The following is a 19821-nucleotide window of genomic DNA, read 5'->3' as shown; positions in this document are numbered from 1 at the left end:
GCCGACGTCGACGGCGCGCACATCGACACACTGATGCTGACATTCCTGTACCGGTTCATGCCGGAGCTCATCAAGACCGGGCACGTGTACCTCGCGATGCCTCCGCTCTACAAGCTCGAGAAGAACCGCAAGGTCTGGTACGCGTACAGCGACGAAGAGCTCGACGCGATCCTGCAGGAGGTCGGCAGAGACCAGAACAACCGCATCCAGCGCTACAAGGGACTCGGCGAGATGGACCCGGAGCAGCTCTGGGAGACCACGATGGATCCCGAGCGGCGCATCCTGAAGAAGGTCGTCATGAACGACGAGTCGGAGTCGGAGGTGGATCTCATCTTCACAACGTTGATGGGAGATAAGGTAGAACCGAGGCGAGAATTTATTGAGCAAAACGCCAAGTTTGTTAAAAATTTGGATGTATGATACAGAGCCGGCAGCACGGAGCATACTCCGCAGTCTGCCAGCCCGTATCGCACGGAAGTACTAAGATTCACATATGGCTTCGGGCGGGCAATGCGCCAAACTCGGTGTCTTTTCTGATGAAAAGACACCTCAGACAATAGGCCAACTCGGCCTGCAATATTTGCAGGCCTCGACCCGCCCTTCGCCATCCGTTCATCAAGTACTTCCAAGTGCTCACTCAAGGCAGTCTGCGGAGTATGCTCCGGCTGCCGGCGAATACATATAGTTTTAAAAATAGCGCTAATAGTTAGAAGAACGGGTAGAAGCTAATACTATATTAATAGTGCTAATTATTAAGAGAACGGGTAGAAGCTGATACTACATTAATAGTGATAATTATTAAGAGAACGGATAGAAGTTAATTAATTGAGTTAATAGATTTAGAGAGAATAGATAGAAGTTATATCAAGAGGAATCAAGATGGAAGACAACGTATTTGACAGGATCAAAGACGTAGACTTGCAAAAAACGATGGAGAGCTCGTACATCGATTACGCGATGAGCGTCATCGCATCGCGTGCCCTGCCTGATGTGCGCGACGGATTAAAGCCGGTGCAGCGCCGCATTCTCCACACCATGTACGAGATGAACGACGGCAGCTTCCACAAGGTGGCGGGCATCGTGGGCGACACCATGCACTACCACCCCCACGGCGACGCCTCCATCTACACGGCCCTCGTGAACATGGGCCAGAAGAACCTGCTTATCGAGCCGCAGGGTAACTGGGGTAACCCGCTTACGGGCGACGAGGCTGCCGCCCCGCGTTACATCGAAGGCAAGCTCAGCGACTTCGCGCTGGACGTGATGTTCAACCCCGAGACGACGGAATGGATCCCGAACTACGACGGGCGTTCCAAGGAACCGGTGACACTCCCCGCGAAGTTCCCGATTCTCCTGGCCCAGGGCGTGGACGGCATCGCGGTGGGCCTTTCCACCACCATCCTCCCCCACAACTTCAAGGAACTGTGCCAGGCGAGCATCGACTACCTGCGCGGCCGCAAGTTCACGCTGTACCCGGACTTCTATACGGGCGGCATCATCGACGTGAGCGAATACAACGACGGCCAGCGCGGCGGACGCCTCAAGGTCCGTGCGAAAATCGAGAAACTCGACAACAAGACGCTGGTCATCCGCGAAATTCCCTTCGGCACCACCACCGATAGCCTCATCGACTCCATCGTGGCGGCCAACGACAAGGGCAAAATCAAGATCAAGCAGATTGTGGACCACACCACCGAAAACGTGGAAATCCAGATCCACCTGCAGGCAGGTTCCGACCCGCAGGTCGTCATCGACGCGCTCTACGCCTTTACCGACTGCCAGACGACATTAGCCGCCAACAGCTGCGTGATTATCGACAAGAAGCCAAAATTCAGCAGCACCACGGAACTTTTGAAGCTCAGCACCGACCACACGGTACACCTGCTGGACTGGGAACTGGACAACGAGCTCAAGCACCTGCAGGACCAGTGGCACATGACGAGCCTCGAGAAAATCTTCATCGAGAAGGAAGTCTACGAGGTCATCAAGAAGGCGAAGACCCACGACGAGATGGTCCAGCTAATTGACGAGGGCTTGAAACCCTACGTTCGCAAGCTCCGTCGCGAAGTGACCCGCGAAGAAATCCTCAAGCTCGCCGAAATCCCGGTCCGCCGCATCAGCCGCTTTGACCGCAAGAAGGCCGACGAGTTCCTCGAAGAACTCGACAAGAAAATCGAGGAAGTGAACTACAACAAGGAACACCTCACCGACTACGCCGTGAACTACTTCAAGAATATTCTCAAGAAGTATGGCGAAGGTCGCGACCGCAAGACAGAAATCGGCGAATTTGGCCAAGTGAGCGCCGTGCACGTGGCTCTTGCGAACCAGAAACTCTACGTGAACCGCAAGGAAGGCTTCCTCGGCACGGGCATGAAGAAGGAAGAATACCTCTTCGACGTCTCCGAATACGACGACCTCATCGTGTTCAAGGCCGACGGCAGCTTCAAGGTCGTCAAGGTCTCCGACAAGGACTTCGTGGGCAAGAACATCGTGCTCGTGGAAAAGTTCAACAAGGACGACGAACGCCATATCTATAACGTCATCCACCAGGACGGCAAGGAAGGCACGGCCTACATCAAGCGCTTCAACGTGGGCGGCGTGACCCGCGACAAGGACTACTTCATGGGCAAGAACAAGCCCGGTAGCCGCCTGCTTTACCTCTCCAGCAACATGAATGGCGAGGCCGAAGTCGTGGAAGTGACGCTCAAGCCGCGTCCGCGCACCAAGCTCAACTTCGAGGTGGACTTCAGCACCATCGAGGTGAAGGGCCGTGGCGCGATGGGCAACATCGTCACCAAGTACCCGGTCAAGAGCGTCAAGCGCATCCGCAAGGGCGTAAGTACCCTCGGGGCGCGCGTACTCTACTTCGATGCACCCAGCGGCCTCATCAGCACGCAGAAGAAGGGCGACCGCATCGGCGAATTCGGCGAGAAGGACAAGATTCTCATCGTGAAGGAGAACGGTACGGCCCGCGTGCACGACATGGCCGACCCGATTCTCGTGGGTTCGGGCATCAAGTACATCCACAAGTTCGACCCCGAGCAGGTATTTACCATCCTCTACTTCGAGGGCGGCAACTACAACTACATGGTAAAGCGCTTCAACCTGGAAGGCTGTCCCATGACGACTGAATTCAGCCTGGTTTCCGACCACAAGGATACCCAGATGATCGAATTCTTCGCGACAGACGATGCGCGCCAGCTCATGGAATACCAGGTGGGCCGCGAAGTCCAGAAGGAAGAACTCGACCTCACGGAAGTCGCCGACATCAAGAGCTACAAGGCGCTCGGCAGCAAGTTCACCGCCAAGAAGGTCAAGCGTACGAGCCGCATCACCCCGCCCGACGCCTTTGACGACGGTTCAGACGGCGAAGACGCCAGCGACGAGACCGAAGACCCGAAGCTGTTCTAACAAAAATCGCGCGGGTTAAACCGCGCAAAGCACCTTTTAAAAAAGCAATCCCCGGCAAGAGCCGGGGATTTTTCACATGCAAATCATTTAAAGACTATTTGCTTTTTATTCTCATCACCGATTTTCGTGAAGCCCGCAGGGACTAACAGTCACTTAAGCGAGGCGGGGCTTACCCGTCCAGCCGAGCTTTTCGCGAAGCGCCCCCACGAATCCCGTATGGCGCATGCGGATAAAAGTCGTCACGGACTTGCTTTCGCAAAGCACAACGCGGTCTCCCGGCTTCACTTCCACGGAGCTGCGCCCGTCGAACACGAGGTCGAGCGGGCGTTCCACCGCAGAAACGATTTCAAGCTTCTTGTCGGTGAGCGAAAGCACCAGCGGACGCACCGAGAGGCTGCTCGGCGCCACAGGCGTAAGCACAACCGCGGGCGTGGACGGATGGATGATGGGACCGCCGGCCGCAAGGTTGTAGGCGGTAGAACCCGTCGGAGTCGAAATAAGCAGGGAATCTGCCCAGTACTCGGTGAGGCACGTGCCATTGTAGGCCACATTCACGTTCACCATGCGGTCGGGCATGTGCGCACGTATATGCACCTCGTTCAGCACGGTCTGCTTCGCGATGCATTTTTTGCCGCGGAACACCGAGGCGTCTATCATCATGCGCTCGCGGGTCGAAAAATCCCCCGCAAGCAAATCGTCGAGCGCCTTCTCGAGTCCTTCGACGCGGCTTTCGGCCAAAAAGCCTACGCGGCCCGCGTTCACGCCGAGAATAGGAATCTTGTGGCCGAGCGCCATATGCGCGGCCGAAAGCACCGTGCCGTCACCGCCGATAGCGAGCAGCAGGTCCATGCGCGAAAGGGCGGATTCCTTCACGATGCGGATAGGTTTCTGCACCAGCTCGGAAAGGCTGTCCAGCGCAAAGAACTTCACCTTCGGGTGGGCAATCGCCCAGAGCGTAATCTGGTCCAAAGCGCATGCGAGGTCAGCACTCTTGCCCTTGAAACCGACAATACCGATGTTCACGAACGACTTTCTCATGCTTCCTCCTTGGCTTCGGAGACGAGTGCCTGCTTCATTTTCTCGTAAATTCCCGGGAATTCGGCTTCCACCGTTTCGATATGGACGATAGGTTCCTTGTTCTGCAGCGCAAGCGAAAGGACCATCAAGGCAAGGCCCATTTCGGCAGAGTCTCCACCGTCGAAATCGCTCCCGTTCACAATCGTTTCCATGCCGCGGATTACCAGGCCGTCGTCGTACACGCCGACTTCGACGCCCGTCTTTCTCAGGTTCTCGGCCAGGAATTCGTTCTTGGGGCGCATTTCCGTACGCTTTTCCCTGGGCAGGCGCAAGATGGTCTCGCCTTCGGCAAAGCATGCCGCGACAGCCAGCAAGGCATACTCGCCAAAGCCGGTCGCAATGGAATCTTCGCTGAAGCGGCGACCCTGCAGACGCTTGCCGGCTTCCAGCGGATAAATTTCGACATCGCCAAAGACATCGCCAAACTTTTCACGGCGGGTCACCGTCTCGATATTCGCACCCATGCGCTTGAGGCAGGAGAGCGCCCCCGAACGCGACGTGTTCAGTTCCACATTCGATAGCTTGACCACGTTCTCCTTGGGCATGTTCGCAACGCTTGCCAACAGGGCAAAAGCCACCGCCTCGGTCGTATCGCCGGGGACGTAGTAATCGCGGCCCGTAATCACCTTCGTCTCGAGAATCTCGGTAAACTGCGTACGCTCGATTTTCTTGCCCTGGGCAATCATCAGGCGTCTTTCGAACTCGCTCAGCTGTTCCATGCCGCGGCCTTCGTACTTGAGGTTCACCCCGAAATACATCAGCATCTTGGTCAGCTGGTCATGAACCGCGGTCTTTTCTTCGAAGCCGTAATAGCCGCTACGTATAAGGGAACGCAGCAGGAGGCGGTTGCGCATGATATAGGGAATGTTCCCGAGGGAATCCTTCTTGGCGTTCGGATCGTCTTCCGAGAAGGTAAAGACGAACTTGGCCGGAGAATCTTCTTCTACTTTCACCCTGAAATAGCGCTGGAGCATCTCGGCGGCAGCCGCAACGCGAGCGACACCGGCTTCGTCGTTTTCGGTAGCGAACGTATAGACCTGACTGCAGTCCTTGCTCGCCAGAGTCCACAGTAACACGTTTTCCTGTTCGGCGAAGTCAAAAGGCAGCAATGCGGGAGAGCTATACTGGAAGCCCTTCCCGTCCAGCACCAACTGGTGCCCCTGAATCGAATACTCCAGGCCAAATTCCCTTAGCGCCTGGGCAAAGCGTTCGCTGCCGCTCGCCCACGAAAAATCGTCCAGAACGGTCCTGCCGTTTACGAGCAGGGCAACCGTCAGGGTAAGGTCCATCCGTTCCCTATCTGGATTCAGAGAAATGATCATCTAGCGTTCCTTTACTTCGTAACCCAGGTAGCGCAGCAACTTTACGGCGCGCGCCGTTTCTTCCTGGGTCTTGAAGGCGAGCAACAGCGTGCCCGCCACATTTTCACGGACCTTCATCAGTTCGATGTCGCGGATATTGACGCCTTCTTCGGCGAGAGGCTGCATCACGCTCAACAGCGCGCCGGGCTTATCCTTGAGCGGCACCGTAATTTCAAAGAAAACATTGGCATCATTGCGGCCCGGCGCGAACAGGCTGGCCCGCCCTTCGTTGCCTTTCTTGAAAATGCCTTCAAGCCCAGCGGACTTGTCATCGGCAGCGGGTTTCCCGTCCACGACAACATCCAGCGCGTTCATGGCATCGATCGTACTGTCAAGTCCTTCGCGCACTTCCTTGAGGGCGCGGACCGTCTCTTCGCGGTTCGTGACGGCGATGTCGTGCCACATGCCCCAGCCGCTTGCGGCAATACGCGTCATGTCGCGGAAAGCGCGTCCCGCGTAATGCTGGTAGTTGTGTTCGAGCAGGCGTCCGGGAATGCTCGCCGCCAACGTGGAGCTGAGCATCTGCGGCATGTGCGAGACCCACGCCATCGTGCGGTCATGGTGTTCCGGCGGAAACACGACGGCATTGGCGCCGAGGAACGCGATAAGCTCGAGCAGGTTTCCGTAGACTTTTTCGTCGGTACCTTCCGGAGGGCAAACGAACCAGTATGCGTTTTCAAAAATGGCCGGGTCGTTGTATTCGCAGGTGCGCTTCTCGGAACCCGCCATCGGATGGCTCCCGACAAAGCGGAACGGAGGCGGCAACGACGAACCTGCCTTGCAAATTTCTACTTTCGTGCTGCCGATATCGCTCACGAGGCACACGTCGTTACCAGCGGCCCCCTTGACCCAAGAAACATGGGCAAGCGCATCGATCGTCTTCAAGATATGCAGAATCGGCGAGCAAAGGAGAATGAGGTCGCAATCCCTGGACCATTCTTCCACCTGGTCGTATTCAAAAAATTCATCGGCGAGTTCCAGCTCGCGGGCACGTGCAAGCGTCGTAGCCGAACTCACCGCGCGAATCTTCGTCGGCAGTTTGGCCTGCTTTACCGCAGAGGCTATGGAGCCTGCCAGGAGTCCGAACCCCACAAGAGCAATGCGTTTCATCTATTCCTCCACCTTGCGGGTCTCTTCCATGATAACCTGGAAAATTTTCTGGACCGATTCGGGACTAAGCGGACCGCCCGCCTTCAAAGCCTTCCCGGCAACGACGTCCAAGACGGACTTTTCGCGCACAGCGTCAAAAACCGGCAAACCGAGTTCCTTCTTCAGCATGCCAATCTTGGTCGCGAACTCAGCCCGCCTATTCAACAGGGCGATGATTTCGTCGGTCAAAGCATCGATGTGCGAGCGCAATTCCTCAATATCCATGGTATCAAAGGTAGAAAAACGAATGCCCATGGAACCGGAGCCAAGCCTATTCGGCCGCATTTTCGCCAAAATTAATACAGCTGATACACATGTTACACTTCCACTATTTGTCTGGTACTTCGGCGGCCAAAACGAGCATATATTTTGAGTGTTGTATGGGCAGGAGTATAAGATGAAAACAAAATCCACTTTATTCAAGGGCGCTCTGGCAGTCTTGACTATGGCAGCAGCAATCAATGCAAAAGATTTCAGCGGAGCAGAACTCTTCACCGTAGACGAAGTCCAGTACGGTAAATTCGAAGCCCGTATGAAGATGGCTGCCGCTTCTGGCACCGTCAGCTCCATGTTCCTTTACCAAAACGGCTCTGAAATTGCCGATGGACGTCCTTGGGTCGAAGTCGATATCGAAGTTCTCGGCAAGAACCCGAGCAGTTTCCAGTCCAACATCATTACCGGCAAGGCGGGTGCACAGAAAACCAGCGAACTGCATCACGATGTCAATCCCGCTACCGACCAGGCCTTCCATACCTACGGCCTCGAATGGACACCGAATTACGTCCGTTGGACCGTCGACGGCAAGGAAGTCCGCAAGACGGAAGGTGGCCAGGTTTCCAACCTTACGGGAACCCAGGGTCTCCGCTTCAATCTCTGGTCTTCCGAAAGCGCCGCTTGGGTTGGCCAGTTTGACGAGTCCAAGCTTCCGCTCTTCCAGTTCATCAACTGGGTCAAGGTCTACAAGTATACCCCGGGCCAGGGCGAAGGCGGCAGCGATTTCACGCTCGACTGGACCGACAATTTCGACAAATTTGACGGTAGCCGTTGGGACAAGGGCAACTGGACCTTCGACGGCAACCGTGTTGACCTGACTCCGCGCAACATCTACACCCAGGACGGCATGCTGATTCTCGCCCTCACCCGCAAGGGACAGGAACAGTTCAACGGCCAGGTTCCCAAGGACGACCAGGGGGATCCGGTTGTTTCCAGCAGCAGCGTCGTCCCGAAATCCAGCAGCTCCCAGGTGGTTCCGCCCAGCTCTTCCAGCGTGATGGGAATCCAGCAGGTCCGTACCCCGCAGATGCACGTCAAGGAAACCAGGACGTTCAACGCCAAGGGCGAACACGTCAAGGAAGTCAGAAACCGTTACAGAGTTAACTTCAAGTACTAAAATACCCCCCAAACAACAAAGGTCTATGCAGCCACAGGCTGCATAGACTTTTTTATTTTATAGGTATGCGAGACGAACTGGCAAACACCCTACTAGCCCTTCCCCGCCAACCCAACGGCAGGCTTCCCAGCGTCCGTTCGCTCATGAAGACCTACAACGTTTCTTCGGGGACCGTACAGGCGACACTCGCCGCCCTGGCCAAGACAGGGCTGATTCGCCGTATCCAGGGAAAAGGATGCTTCTGGATTTCTTCGGATTCCGGAGACCGCTCCCTATTCCCGAAAAACCTGCGTCCGGTCGTCCGCGAGACTATTTCCGAAAAACTGGAACGGCTCTTCAACGAGGACTGGGAACACGGCATCCTGAAATCCGACGCCCCGCTCCCGCTAATGAAGGAACTCGCCAAGCGCTACGACGTTTCGCAGCCTATTCTCCGCAAGTTCCTGATGAACAAGGTAGACCGAGGTTCGCTTACCCGTAACGGCAGGCACTTCTTCTTCGTCCGTAAAAAAGTTTCCCGCCTGCAGCCGTCCCTGAGCGAAATCATTTTCGTCACGCGTTGCAACACCTGGGGCGGCTTTACCGCCGAAAGCGAACGCGAAATGGAATTCCTGAAAATGGTCTACAAGAAGGCCGGTTCCGAAAACTTCAGGCTCATTCTGCTGGGAATCAACGAGACGAGCGGCCAGCTCATCGACCGCAGCGGAAAGCCGCGCAAGCTGAGCGATTTCCCAAACGCTGTCGGCGCCATCCTCTCCACGCTTCTCGTCATGGACCCGCATAAGCTGATGCTCATGTTTGCCGGGGTGAACTACCCGATATCCATCTGGTGGGAACACCCCATCCCCAGCCTGCCGCTACGGTTCCTCAACAAGCCAAACTGGACTTTTTTCAATGCGACCTTCGGACCTTTCCCGGGAATGGAGATGGGCAAGTACCTGCAGGCGAAAGGTTTCTCGCAGGTCATCTACATCTCCCCCTACCACAACAGTTCCTGGTCCCTCGACCGCCTGAACGGCCTCAAGGAATCCGGCCTGCTGGTAACCGCCTATACCGACAAGGAATTCGCGAGTCCCTGGGACTACAAGCAGATCGCCCGCAGCAAGGTTCCCAAGCATTCCGTCGAAGCCTACGCGCGTGAACTCCTGAAGCAGAAAATCCTTTCGCTCGTATCCGAAGACAAGGACTACGAGCACCTCCCACTCGTCTGCGTCAACGACGAGGTGGCGGGCGTCATTATCGAAATGGCCGAAGAAGGGCGAATTGTCGTCTCGAACCAGATTTTCGGTTTCGACAACTCCGCCGAAAGCTACCTACTGCGCCTGCCGTCGTACGAATTCAACACGTCGGCGCTCGTAGACCAAATGTTCTACAATATCGAAAATCCCGACGCTTTCGCCGGGACAAGAAAAATTCACCAGATTCTCGGAAACATCGTCGAGAAGTAGCCGGTCCGCCTATTTCTTGACAAGGCGCATGGTGCCGTTCTTGTTGTATTCCGGAGAATCCTTCGCATACGGGCCCGACAGTTCGGCGCGCAACGTGAATTTCCCGAATTCGTACAAGTTCACCTCGGTCCCGGACTTCGCGGAAACCCCGTCTATAAACAGCGCATCTGCAGCTGTCTCGAGCAAGAATTCAAGAGATTCCGCCTCGGAATCGGGAAGTACCTTGCACGAAACGCAGAGATCCGGGAGACCGAAAACCTCCATGCCGAGCGTGTAGAGCACATCGTCTTTTTCCACGTAGTTGAGCCACGGGCTCATAGGGCAGGACTCGTCCCCGAGTTCCTCGCAAAATTCCATCGCTATCCAGGCCGTTCCCGACTGCTGCATGTACACGCCTATTGCCCCGGCATCGAACATTTTTTTGATGGCGGAGTTTACCATGCTCAAATCATCGGCATTCTTAAGCGTGCCAAGCAAAAAAATCAGCGAGCCATGCGAATCTATTTTCTTCGCCTCTTCTGGCGAAATGAAGCAGTGCTCCTGAAAAATGTCGGAAAGTCTCGCCAAGGAATCGGTACGTGCCACCGAAAACGGCACGCTGCATCCGGGAATCATCAACGTATTCGTATCGGCAGCCACCTGAACGATATCCGTTATCTTGAATGTTTCCGTCCGCTTGACAGGAACAGGGAAAGCGAGTATAAACTTGTTCATTGCGTACCTGCTAAAAAATTCACCTTACGACTTTTTCAAAAAGAGAGACGACTGCCGTCTGCAACAAATCCTTCCCCGTCGCGGGAAGCATCGCCGTTTCCGTCCCGACAGCCGCACGGAGCGATTCCACGGAGAGTTCATTTTCTGAAATTGCGACCGCATAGCCCGCATCCGAAAGCTCCCGCACCAAGGCGCACTGTTCATACTGGCCGGGCGTCGGAACAAAGATGCATTTCGCACCGAGTACCGCCATGTCCATGATGGTGCTATAACCACCGCGGCTTAGCACGTACTTGCTGCGCCTCACGATATCGGCAAATTCCGACGTAGGCAAATGCGTATGGTATTCGACATTGCCCTCGACCTTGTGGTCGTACGACACGGAAGGCTTACCGAGCAACACGACATGACGGCCGGGAATCTGCGGCAGTATCCTGCGCAGGCGATCTTCGAAACGCGTTCGGGCCGGTTCCACGCCAGACACCACGGCAACGATGTCAAAATCCTTTTGGGCCGTTCCCTCCCCCGCAGCCGCCATTTCGAAACGGGAAAGCGGACCGACAAATTTCACTGGCAGGCCACCTTCATCGACATGCGAAAGCCTGCCCGCATAGCCGGGAAATGCTTCTAGGTCGGGCACCCAGACTTCATCGAAGTTTTTCATCTGCATGGCATGCCACTTGACGCCGATTCCCTCGAAAGAAGAAAACGCCGGCGGAAACGCGATGCGAAGCTGGTGGGTCATGTAGACGTTGTACGCCTTCTTGGAATAAAAGCCGAAACGGTTATCCGAAAAGAGGATGTCGTAGCCGTGGCGTTCCACCATCTCTTCGGCATAGCGGCGTTCGTACCGCATAACCGCCTTCAGGTGGGCACTGTTTTTCAGAAGCCAGAACGCCATGTTGAAGGAATGGTTCGGGTACACGACATTATAGCCCGGAGCAATACGCTGTCTCAGTTCCGGGAAGACATCCCTGAAAAACGCGGAATTCGCCTTAACGGTAGCGAGTTCGACCTCGGCACCGCGAGCAAGGAATTCCTTGATCACAGGCACGCAACGAGTCGCATGTCCAAGCCCCCAGTCCAAGGGGGCGACCAGGATTTTTACTTGGCCTCCAACCATGCGTTAGCCCAGTTTCCATGGTCGCAGTCCTTGTCGTCGCCCATATCGATACGGAGGCGAAGATCCTTCGCACCGTTCAGGTCGACATTCAGTTCCTGCTTGTCCGTAGAGTAAAGTTTCTTGGTACGGAGCACCTCGCGGCCGTCCGCTTCGACAATGAAGTAGGCACCATCGCCGCAAGCGCTCTCATCGTCAAGGCCAACCACGGCATGAAGCACGTCAAACGGCCGCGGCAACGTGTAGTTGATCGTGGAGTTCGCGTGGCTCCCGATTCCGTAACGGTACGGGATGCCGTCCAGCATCAGCATGTGGTGTTCAACCGTCTCGTTAATCTGCGGAGTGCCCCAGTCCTGGGTATAGTCACCCATCTTGAGAGCCGAAAGCAAAGCCACCTTCTCGCCTTCCATAAAGAAGTCCCTGTAGACCACCACGGTATCTTCGTCGGGCATAAAGCAGCTGAACATGGCACGGTTCATGCCAAAGCGCATCTTGGCGGAGTCGAGCACCAGCGTATCGGTTTCCGTAGAAATCAGGAGGTCGCCCTGCTGTTCCCCGTTCAGTTCGAAATTACAGTTGATGGATTCCGGGAACCGCTTTGTCAGCGCAATCTGGCCGTCAGTCTGTTCGGAAACAAGGAAGTTCTGCGCATACTGCGACACGCCCTTCTTCGAGATAATCTTGTAAATCACCAACGGGTAACCGAACTTCTTCGCATCGATCAGGACACGTTCGTTCTTGTAGCCGTCGAGAATCTTGTCGATCTGGTCGGTCGTCTTGAAGCCCACAACGCGGCTGTCGCGGTTCACCTTGCCGTAGCCGTCCTGTCCACGGACCAGGTAGATGTTCCCGTTCGATTTCTGCATCCAATTCGCAAACGTTTCCGTGCTCCAGCCTTCAAACGTACGTTCGCTGAAAGAAGTATGGCCGGAAGCAAGCATCTGCCACGGGCGAGAATAGATGAACACGGAATTTTCCGGGTAAGATGCCAGTTCCGTATTCAAGAAATCTTCTTCGCCGAGCAGCTTGTTCTTGTAATAGAGCATGTTCGCCTTGTAACTCGGCGCATGGTAAAGCATGAGTCCCACCGAAAGCGCACAGGCGACGCCCATGACAATCTTCGCGGCGGCATCTTCCCTCATCTTGGTCGCAAACTGGAGCGCATCGTACAGGCCCAGCGCCATCAGCATCGCAAAGAGCGGCAACGCGACAAGCACGTAACGCTGGTTGATGTCGATAGTAAACGTACCCGAGACATTCAGGAGAATCACGAAAATCTGCAAGCAGAACGTAATGCCGAGAATAAAGCCGCGAACGTAGCGGCGGAAAACGATCATGCGGACCAAAAGCCAGACAGTCGCCGCCAGGAGAATCACGGTGAAGGTGGTATAGAACGGGTTTTCCATAATCCCGCCAAAAGCAGGATTCTGGTCCAGGTTCATCATTACCTCGACATTCGTCTTCAAATTGTACCAGAGGTTCTCAAAGGAATGCGCCGCATGGTCGCCACCCTGGAAATCGTAACCGCGATAGGCGGCCATCGTATTCACGCTGGGCCAGCTCACGGCAATCACCGAAGCCACGAATGCGGGCAAGCGGTACGGTTTTTCCAGGAAATAGCGGTAATAATAGAGGGCGAACGGAACAAACGCAAAGACGGTTTCCTGACGGGTCTGCGCAAAGAATCCGAGCAGCGGGACCGTCAGCAAGAAATGTTTCCAAGTCACCTTGTTTGTCGGCACAAAGGCAAACCACGCCATCAAAACGGCTAGCAAAAGGATATAGAGCACTTCGGTCGATGCGGCGCGCGCCTGCAACAGGTATATGGGCATGCCACCCAAGAACGCCGTCGCGGCCAGGGCCAGTTTGTCGCTCTTGAACCACCGGCAAAGCGCCAGGAAGAACGCGATCAGGCTCAAGATGTAGAACGGATAGTTGACAAGCAAGGCCGTATCACGGCTGGGTTCCATAAAGTTGAACACCAGCGAGTAGACAAAGCCAAGGGCCTTCCCCTTGAAATTGTTCACTTCCGTCTTGCAATCCAGCACGCCATCGGCCCAGACACCTTCATTGCAAATGCCGCCAGAATGCTGGAAATACATCTGCAAGCCCATCGATTCCCAGCTCGTTTCGTCGCTCAGCACGCGATGCGAATTGCCAATGTTGCTGAAAATGAAAACAGAGAAAACGATCAACAGGATTGCCAATCCGCAAAAAGCCTTGCCGCTCGGCAAGAATGCCTGCAAGTGCTTCGCCACAAAGGGAATATTGACGACGATGCCGACAATCAGCAGAACGAACGTAGAGAGGATCGCATAGTAGCCCCACTCGATGTCCCAGCGGCGTGCGTATTCGACAGAGGTGTTGTTAAAAATAAGAAAAGCCACCACGAGGACAACCAGGGTAACGGCAGCCATCACGGCCTGGGACTTACCCAGGTTCAGTGCGGCAATCCATTCCTTCAGGGAATCCATCAGCGGTTTCTTTTCGAGCTTCTTTTCAACTTTCTTTTCTTGTTTTTTCATAATATGTCAGAAATATAGTTTATGCAGAAATTCCAAGACGTTCCATAGCGATTTTCTTGCCGGTCTGCACATCGGACTTTCCACTGCCAAGCTTGGGAAGAACGTCCACCTTCACCACGGCACCGGGCAGCATGAGCGGCGGGAGCCCGACCTGGCGGAGCATATCCTTGACTTCGTCTTCGGACTTCTCGCCGGCATACACCAGCACGATCTTTTCGCCCTTCGCTCCATCGGGAACGGCCACCGCAAAATGGTCGATTTCGTCGAACAGCGGGCATTCCGAAATCTTGAAGTCCACGGAACCGAGGCTCACCATCTCGCCGCCAAGCTTTGCAAAACGGCTATAGCGGTCCACAATCGTGAGGTAGCCATCTTCGTCCACATGGCCCTTGTCGCCCGTCTTGTACCAACGCTTGCCATTGATAACCGCAATCGCCTGCGCCGTACGTTCCGGGTCCTTCAGGTACCCCTTCATGATCTGGGCGCCACCGATAAGGATCAGGCCGTCTTCGCCAATGGGGAGTTCTTCCATGGTGTCCGGGTCCACAATGCGGAACTGCGTTCCAGGCAAGGGGGCGCCAACGGAGCCCGGCTTGTTGCCCACAAGAACGGTCTTGTAATCGTCCATGAGCACATCCTTCGTGTTGACAGCCGCCACCGGGGTGGTTTCCGTACAACCGAAGCCTTCGAAAATTTCCAGTTTGAACTTGGTACGGTAAAGCTGGCGCACGTCTTCGCGGATTTTCTCGGCACCGGCATAAATGGCACGGACATGCGAGAACATCAGTGGATGTACAGCACGGTTTATGCCCCACATGCGCAGGAACGTACCCGTAGCCACCATGATGGTAACCTTGAACTGGGCGCACAGACGCGAAACGAGGCGGGCATCCGTCGGATCGGGGCATGTCGCCACCGGAACACCTTCCACAAGGCAAAGCATGGTCGTAATAGAGAAACCGAACGCATGGAACAGCGGCAGCGAGCCGAGGAACACGTCCCGAGAACTGGGCAAAAGCACACTTTCGCACTGCTTGATGTTGATAAGGAGGTTCCTATGCGTCAGCTCGACACCCTTCGGGCGGCCTTCCGAACCGGAACTGAAAATAATCGTCGCCACGTCGTTGAGCGAAACCTTCTTGAAGAACCGGAGTTCCAAATACCAGGCCGGGAGCAAAAGAACACGCAAGAAATTCTTGACCAGGGTGGACTTGTGGAGTTTTTCCTTGAGGTCTTCCATGTAGTAGACCTTGTATTTATTCAGGAGGACATCCATCGGAACGCCCTTCTGCTTTAATTTATCCACAAAGGCATGTGCCGTAATGATTGTCTTCACGTCGGCCACGTTACAGCAATAGTCCATCGTATCGGGCGTATTGGTGTAATTCAGGTTGTAGACCGTCTTGCCCCTGATGAGGCACGCCATGTTCACGATAATGCCCGGACCGGACGGCGGTATCAAAACGCCGACCTGTTTTTCGCCACGGGTAAGTTTGTCTATAATAGAAGCAAACGACAAAGCCGCCGTTGCAAGGGCGTTCGCCGAGAGGTGGTTGCCGTCGGGACTAAAGACAGACGGGCCGCTACCGATACGCTTCACGGAACGAATCCAGGCCGAGGCCACCGGACGCAGCTTGCGGGTATACGAAGTCCAGGCCGTAATAGAAAGTTCCTGCACCGCGCGCTTCACCATCGTCGGGTTCGAATCAAGCGGAAGTTCCGCGCCAAACGCGACCGAGATGACACGGCCCTGACTATGGATCTGTTCGCGGAAGCCTTCTTCGGCCATGGAGTAGACGCTTCCCCACAGGCCATGCACATAGAACGGCAAGAGCTTTACACGAGGCACATCCTTAATCGCGGCGGAATAGTCCAGACGGAAACGGTTCATGTTTCCGGTCGCCGTCATCGCGTTTTCGGGGAACATCACAACAGCTTCGCCGCGTAAAAGGGCCTGGCGCGCTTCTTCCATCGCCGGTCCAGGATTCGAGATGTCGAGATCGATGGTTTCCATCTGCGAAAGCAGCAGGCGTACGTACCATTTTTCAAAGGGACGTCGCGTAATCACGAAGCGCATCGGGCGCGGGCTCGCCATCTGGATAATAGCCCAGTCGATGTACGAGATGTGGTTACCGACCAGGAGTACGGGACCTTCCCACGGAATGTTCTGCACCCCGGAGACCAGGAAGCGGTAATGCACAGAAAGCACGGAGCGGAGCAGCTGCCTCAGGAGCGTCTGCGGCATCGCCCAAAGGGCCCAGACCGTCCCCGCAAGACAAACAATTCCAAGCATAAAGAACACGTTCATCCGGTCGATTTCGAAATAGTGCAAGGCAATCACCGCCAATATCTCGAAAACCAAAATGCACAAGTTCTGGAACATGTTGCTCAAGGAAAGCACGTGACCTGCCGACCTGGGCTTCGTATTGTAAAGGAGCATCGCGAACATCGGCAGCATGTAGATACCGCCACAGAATCCGAGCAGCGTAAAGGCGATGGCGTTATAGGGACGGTCTATCAGGGGAATCAGGAAAATGAGGATGGACGCTCCCGCAGTCCCCATAGGAATCAGGCCCATCTCGATAAAGTCGCGGGACATTTTCATCGCAAAGACAAAGCCGGCAACGAGGCCAACGGCCGTCCCGAATATCGCGTAGTTCGCCAAAGCGTCCTGATTGAACAGCGAGCCCGAACCGAACTGGTCCTGGATAACGAACACCATGAGGAATATCATTGTCCAGAACATCGAAAGACCGATAATCGACTGGCGCAACGCGCGGTTCTTCCATGCCTTCGCCACCTTGCGGCGCATGAACAAGAAATTCCAGTAACGTTTCCACGGGAACTTGAGTTCCTCGTCGTAAGCGCCTATTGACGGCAGGCGGAGCGAAAAGAGGAACCCGACAAACTGCAACCCACCAAGGGTATAAAGTATCGGCAACACAGGTCCTTCACGCACGGCAAAGGCGATCGCCACGCCGGCAAGCATCATGGCAGAGAACGTGACGACCATGAGGATGCCGCTACCCTGCACCAGGTAGCGCACGCCCATCAGTTCTTTCATGTAGCCGTTCTTGGCCGGACTCTGGAAAGCCTGCAAAACAAAAAAGAGGGCCAAGCCGGCAAACAGCATCACAATGTTCGAAAGGTACGCTCCGGCACAGAACAGCCCTACTGCCGGCAGAGAAAGCAAGGTGGTCCAAAACAGGACTTTTTCCTTGGGATACTTGTCCGAAAAGAATCCTGCGGGCGTAAGCAAGAGGACACACGGAAGCAAGAACAGCAAATGGAACACATAAAATTCCCAGGAACCGGTGGCAGTATACCCCAGACGGTTAAGCGTAAGCTCCATGTACGCGATTAGCGCCGTCGACACGGCCACCTGCGTAAAAGCTAGACTATAAAACGAAAAAAAGCCCTTAACCTTTTTCATTTTGGAATTCCTTGCAAAAAGCACTGTACGGAAGGCGAAGCACCTTCCCGTACAATAATAAAAATATGTCAGAAGTCTATTTGCAGGGCATGCTTTCGAGGAGCTTGTTATTGCGCGATTCGCACGCAAATTCGCCGTTTTGCGGGACACACAAGTCGACATCCTCGTTCACGACAAACGGATAAATCTCCCGATTTGTTTCACTCTGGAGCCAAGCCACATGGGCAGAAGCATCATAGCACACACCAAGGACCTTGGCTACGTTGCCTACGCCGCCTTTTTCGCTCAGCCCCATATTAGAATGGAAATTCTTCACTCTGAAATATGGATTGTCCAACGAGTAGAGCACAAGGGGCTCCTCGAAATTGATAAGGCCATCAAGGGGAACCTCCTGCGCCGGCGTCGCAAGCATAGCGGCAATCCACGCCCCCGGAGGCAACAAGGCAAGCCAAATCGGCATCCAGACCACGGTCATCAATCCCGCCGTAATAGCCATCGCGCCAAGCCAAGTCGTGTAGAACGGGCCATCGTCGGTTTTCACCGTCACAACAGTATCGGCAAGCGTCTTGCCGGCATAAGTCAGTCTCACGTGATGTGCCCCCGAATCCAAGCCGACATTCTTATTGCTAGGCTTTACAATCTTTGCCGGCTTGTTGTCAACCTGGACAACATACTCCGTGCTCATTTCTGGCGATTTTACCGTCACAACGCCCGGTTGACCGCCAGCACAGGAAGTCAGCAAAAAAGACAAGATCAATAACAGCAATGACAAGATCTTTTTCATACAAACTTCCTAGAACCAGTACCCGACCGAAGCATTACCAATAACATAAAATTTTTCGTATTCCCAGGCATGCAAGAAAGACGCTCCGCCAGTAAATTTCCAATGGTCCATCAGCCAGAACGACACGCCCACATAGTGACTAATAATGAGTGGGAAGTCAAATTCAAGGTCTATACCGTCCTTATAATGGTTATCAACGTTCGTCGCACGCCACGGGCCATAGGCCATTGGCGAATAGGTAAATCCAAAATCGTCGTAATAAAGCGAGACAAAGCTACCAAAACTAGACACAAAATGGCCCTGTGTCGCCGAAATGGTATCGGCTTCATCGCAGATCCTGTATGGATATTCAGACCCATCGCAGCCTGGCAAATAGATATACTCGCTCTTATTAAAGCCATATCCTATATCACCATATATTCCGACTTCATAATTCTTCTGGTTGAGTCCATAAATAAACCGGCCAAAGAAGTTCTTGCCCACATTCAAGGAGAATCCGCCAGCAACCATGCCCGCTTTGTACAACCTTGTATAAGATGCCGTTACCGGGAATTTGTCCAATTCATACCAGAAATTGACTTTTGCCCCCTTGGTTTCTTTGTCATCTTCGTCCCCAGGGTAGACATTGTACAGATTGTCGATATGCATCCGGATGTTCGGAACATACACTCCAGAAACCGTAAAGCCATTCAAGGTCGAATTCTGCGGCAGTTCCTTACCGACGCCCACGAAATTCTGGGGTGCTTCGGCCTCAAATTCCCCTTTAAGTATGGGATGATAGCTACAACTGCCCAAAAAAAAGATTAAACAGCAAAAAAGAAACCAAAAAGTCAACTTACCCACAGAATTCCCCCAAGCACTTTTTATTTATGGTCGATTCCGGGAGGGGTGCGCAGGTAGTAGACGGCGCACGGGACTACGACCGAAAGGATATAGACCGCGGCGCTCAGGTACACGAACCAGGATTCGAAAGTGACTTCGATAGGGACAAAAAAGGCTTTTACCGCCATAAAGGCGACAATGACCAATAGTCCGGGAATCATGTGGGCAACGAGCTTGTTCATAAGCTAAAAGATAGTACAATTTTTTTCAAGGTTCCGTTTTGTAAACACTTTTTTGTTGTTCGGCATTACCACGGCCCCTAGAATTTGTAATTTTTACCCCGGAAATAAACCTTAATTCATGGAACCTACTATGAGCATTAAAGAATACCTTGCCGGCGCAAAACAGGCCGGTTCCGTCCAGAAGCTGATGACCCCGGGCCTCGCCGTGGAATTTATCCAGCCCTGGTACACCCCGCTTTCTACGACCCCCTCTACCACGGGTATTGCTGTCGGCGGTATCGGCTCGACATTTACCGCAACGCCTGCGGGCACCACTCCCGTGATGAACGTGATGCCGGGCGTGCA

Annotated in this window: 15 protein-coding genes and 1 pseudogene; 5 read left to right on the top strand and 11 right to left on the bottom strand. The window is 54.3% G+C overall.

The window, feature by feature from the left end; genetic code table 11:
* Both B3M32_RS05890 and B3M32_RS05885 read left to right on the top strand, forming a co-directional pair.
* Window positions 1-420, top strand: a pseudogene (locus B3M32_RS05890) (DNA topoisomerase IV subunit B); the annotation flags it as partial.
* Between the two features lie 459 nt (window positions 421-879).
* A complete protein-coding gene (locus B3M32_RS05885; RefSeq protein ID WP_290744179.1) occupies window positions 880-3411 on the top strand; it encodes a DNA gyrase/topoisomerase IV subunit A in 2532 nt (843 codons plus the stop codon).
* 153 nt (window positions 3412-3564) lie between these two features.
* On the opposite strand, the gene B3M32_RS05880 is transcribed toward B3M32_RS05885, so the two are convergent.
* From B3M32_RS05880 to B3M32_RS05865, 4 genes are read right to left on the bottom strand one after another with little or no spacing between them, the layout of a single operon-like run.
* Complete coding sequence (locus tag B3M32_RS05880) at window positions 3565-4449, bottom strand: NAD(+)/NADH kinase (protein WP_290744177.1); 885 nt, start codon at window positions 4447-4449, stop codon at window positions 3565-3567.
* The gene (locus B3M32_RS05875) at window positions 4446-5810 is read right to left on the bottom strand and encodes a 3-phosphoshikimate 1-carboxyvinyltransferase (RefSeq protein WP_290744175.1); all 1365 of its coding nucleotides are present in this window, start codon (window positions 5808-5810) and stop codon (window positions 4446-4448) included. The genes B3M32_RS05880 and B3M32_RS05875 overlap by 4 nt, the downstream gene beginning before the upstream one ends.
* On the bottom strand, window positions 5811-6959 hold the full coding sequence (locus B3M32_RS05870) for a prephenate dehydrogenase/arogenate dehydrogenase family protein (RefSeq protein ID WP_290744173.1): 1149 nt from the start codon (window positions 6957-6959) through the stop codon (window positions 5811-5813).
* On the bottom strand, window positions 6960-7223 hold the full coding sequence (locus B3M32_RS05865) for a chorismate mutase (protein WP_290744171.1): 264 nt from the start codon (window positions 7221-7223) through the stop codon (window positions 6960-6962).
* Window positions 7224-7395: 172 nt separating this feature from the next.
* Between B3M32_RS05865 and B3M32_RS05860 the strand changes: the two genes are divergently transcribed.
* Window positions 7396-8388, top strand: a complete 993-nt coding sequence (locus B3M32_RS05860; RefSeq protein WP_349679861.1) for a family 16 glycosylhydrolase — start codon at window positions 7396-7398, stop codon at window positions 8386-8388.
* 65 nt (window positions 8389-8453) lie between these two features.
* Complete coding sequence (locus B3M32_RS05855) at window positions 8454-9836, top strand: GntR family transcriptional regulator (RefSeq protein ID WP_290744169.1); 1383 nt, start codon at window positions 8454-8456, stop codon at window positions 9834-9836.
* A 9-nt stretch (window positions 9837-9845) separates the two neighbouring features.
* On the opposite strand, the gene B3M32_RS05850 is transcribed toward B3M32_RS05855, so the two are convergent.
* From B3M32_RS05850 to B3M32_RS05820, 7 genes are all read right to left on the bottom strand, one after another.
* Window positions 9846-10550 (bottom strand): hypothetical protein, encoded by a 705-nt coding sequence (locus B3M32_RS05850; protein ID WP_290744167.1) that lies wholly within the window; start codon window positions 10548-10550, stop codon window positions 9846-9848.
* 19 nt (window positions 10551-10569) lie between these two features.
* Window positions 10570-11673 carry a glycosyltransferase gene (locus tag B3M32_RS05845; protein WP_290744166.1) on the bottom strand — a complete coding sequence of 368 codons (1104 nt, stop codon included), beginning with the start codon at window positions 11671-11673 and terminating at the stop codon, window positions 10570-10572.
* Entirely contained in the window at window positions 11655-14195 is a 2541-nt protein-coding gene (locus B3M32_RS05840; RefSeq protein WP_290744165.1) for an NPCBM/NEW2 domain-containing protein, read from the bottom strand. Before B3M32_RS05840 ends, B3M32_RS05845 begins: the two co-directional genes overlap by 19 nt.
* Window positions 14196-14214: 19 nt before the next feature.
* A complete protein-coding gene (locus B3M32_RS05835; protein WP_290744164.1) occupies window positions 14215-17628 on the bottom strand; it encodes an MFS transporter in 3414 nt (1137 codons plus the stop codon).
* Between the two features lie 76 nt (window positions 17629-17704).
* On the bottom strand, window positions 17705-18412 hold the full coding sequence (locus B3M32_RS05830; protein ID WP_290744163.1) for a hypothetical protein: 708 nt from the start codon (window positions 18410-18412) through the stop codon (window positions 17705-17707).
* 9 nt (window positions 18413-18421) lie between these two features.
* Complete coding sequence (locus B3M32_RS05825; protein ID WP_290744161.1) at window positions 18422-19255, bottom strand: hypothetical protein; 834 nt, start codon at window positions 19253-19255, stop codon at window positions 18422-18424.
* A 20-nt stretch (window positions 19256-19275) separates the two neighbouring features.
* Complete coding sequence (locus B3M32_RS05820; RefSeq protein ID WP_290744160.1) at window positions 19276-19476, bottom strand: hypothetical protein; 201 nt, start codon at window positions 19474-19476, stop codon at window positions 19276-19278.
* A 130-nt stretch (window positions 19477-19606) separates the two neighbouring features.
* Here B3M32_RS05820 and B3M32_RS05815 point away from each other — a divergent pair.
* Window positions 19607-19821: hypothetical protein (locus B3M32_RS05815; RefSeq protein ID WP_290744159.1), on the top strand; the 215-nt coding region annotated here is incomplete at its 3' end.

It is taken from the genome of Fibrobacter sp. UBA4309, from assembly GCF_002395745.1.
Lineage (GTDB): Bacteria > Fibrobacterota > Fibrobacteria > Fibrobacterales > Fibrobacteraceae > Fibrobacter.
This window is presented reverse-complemented; position numbering and strand designations above follow the sequence as displayed.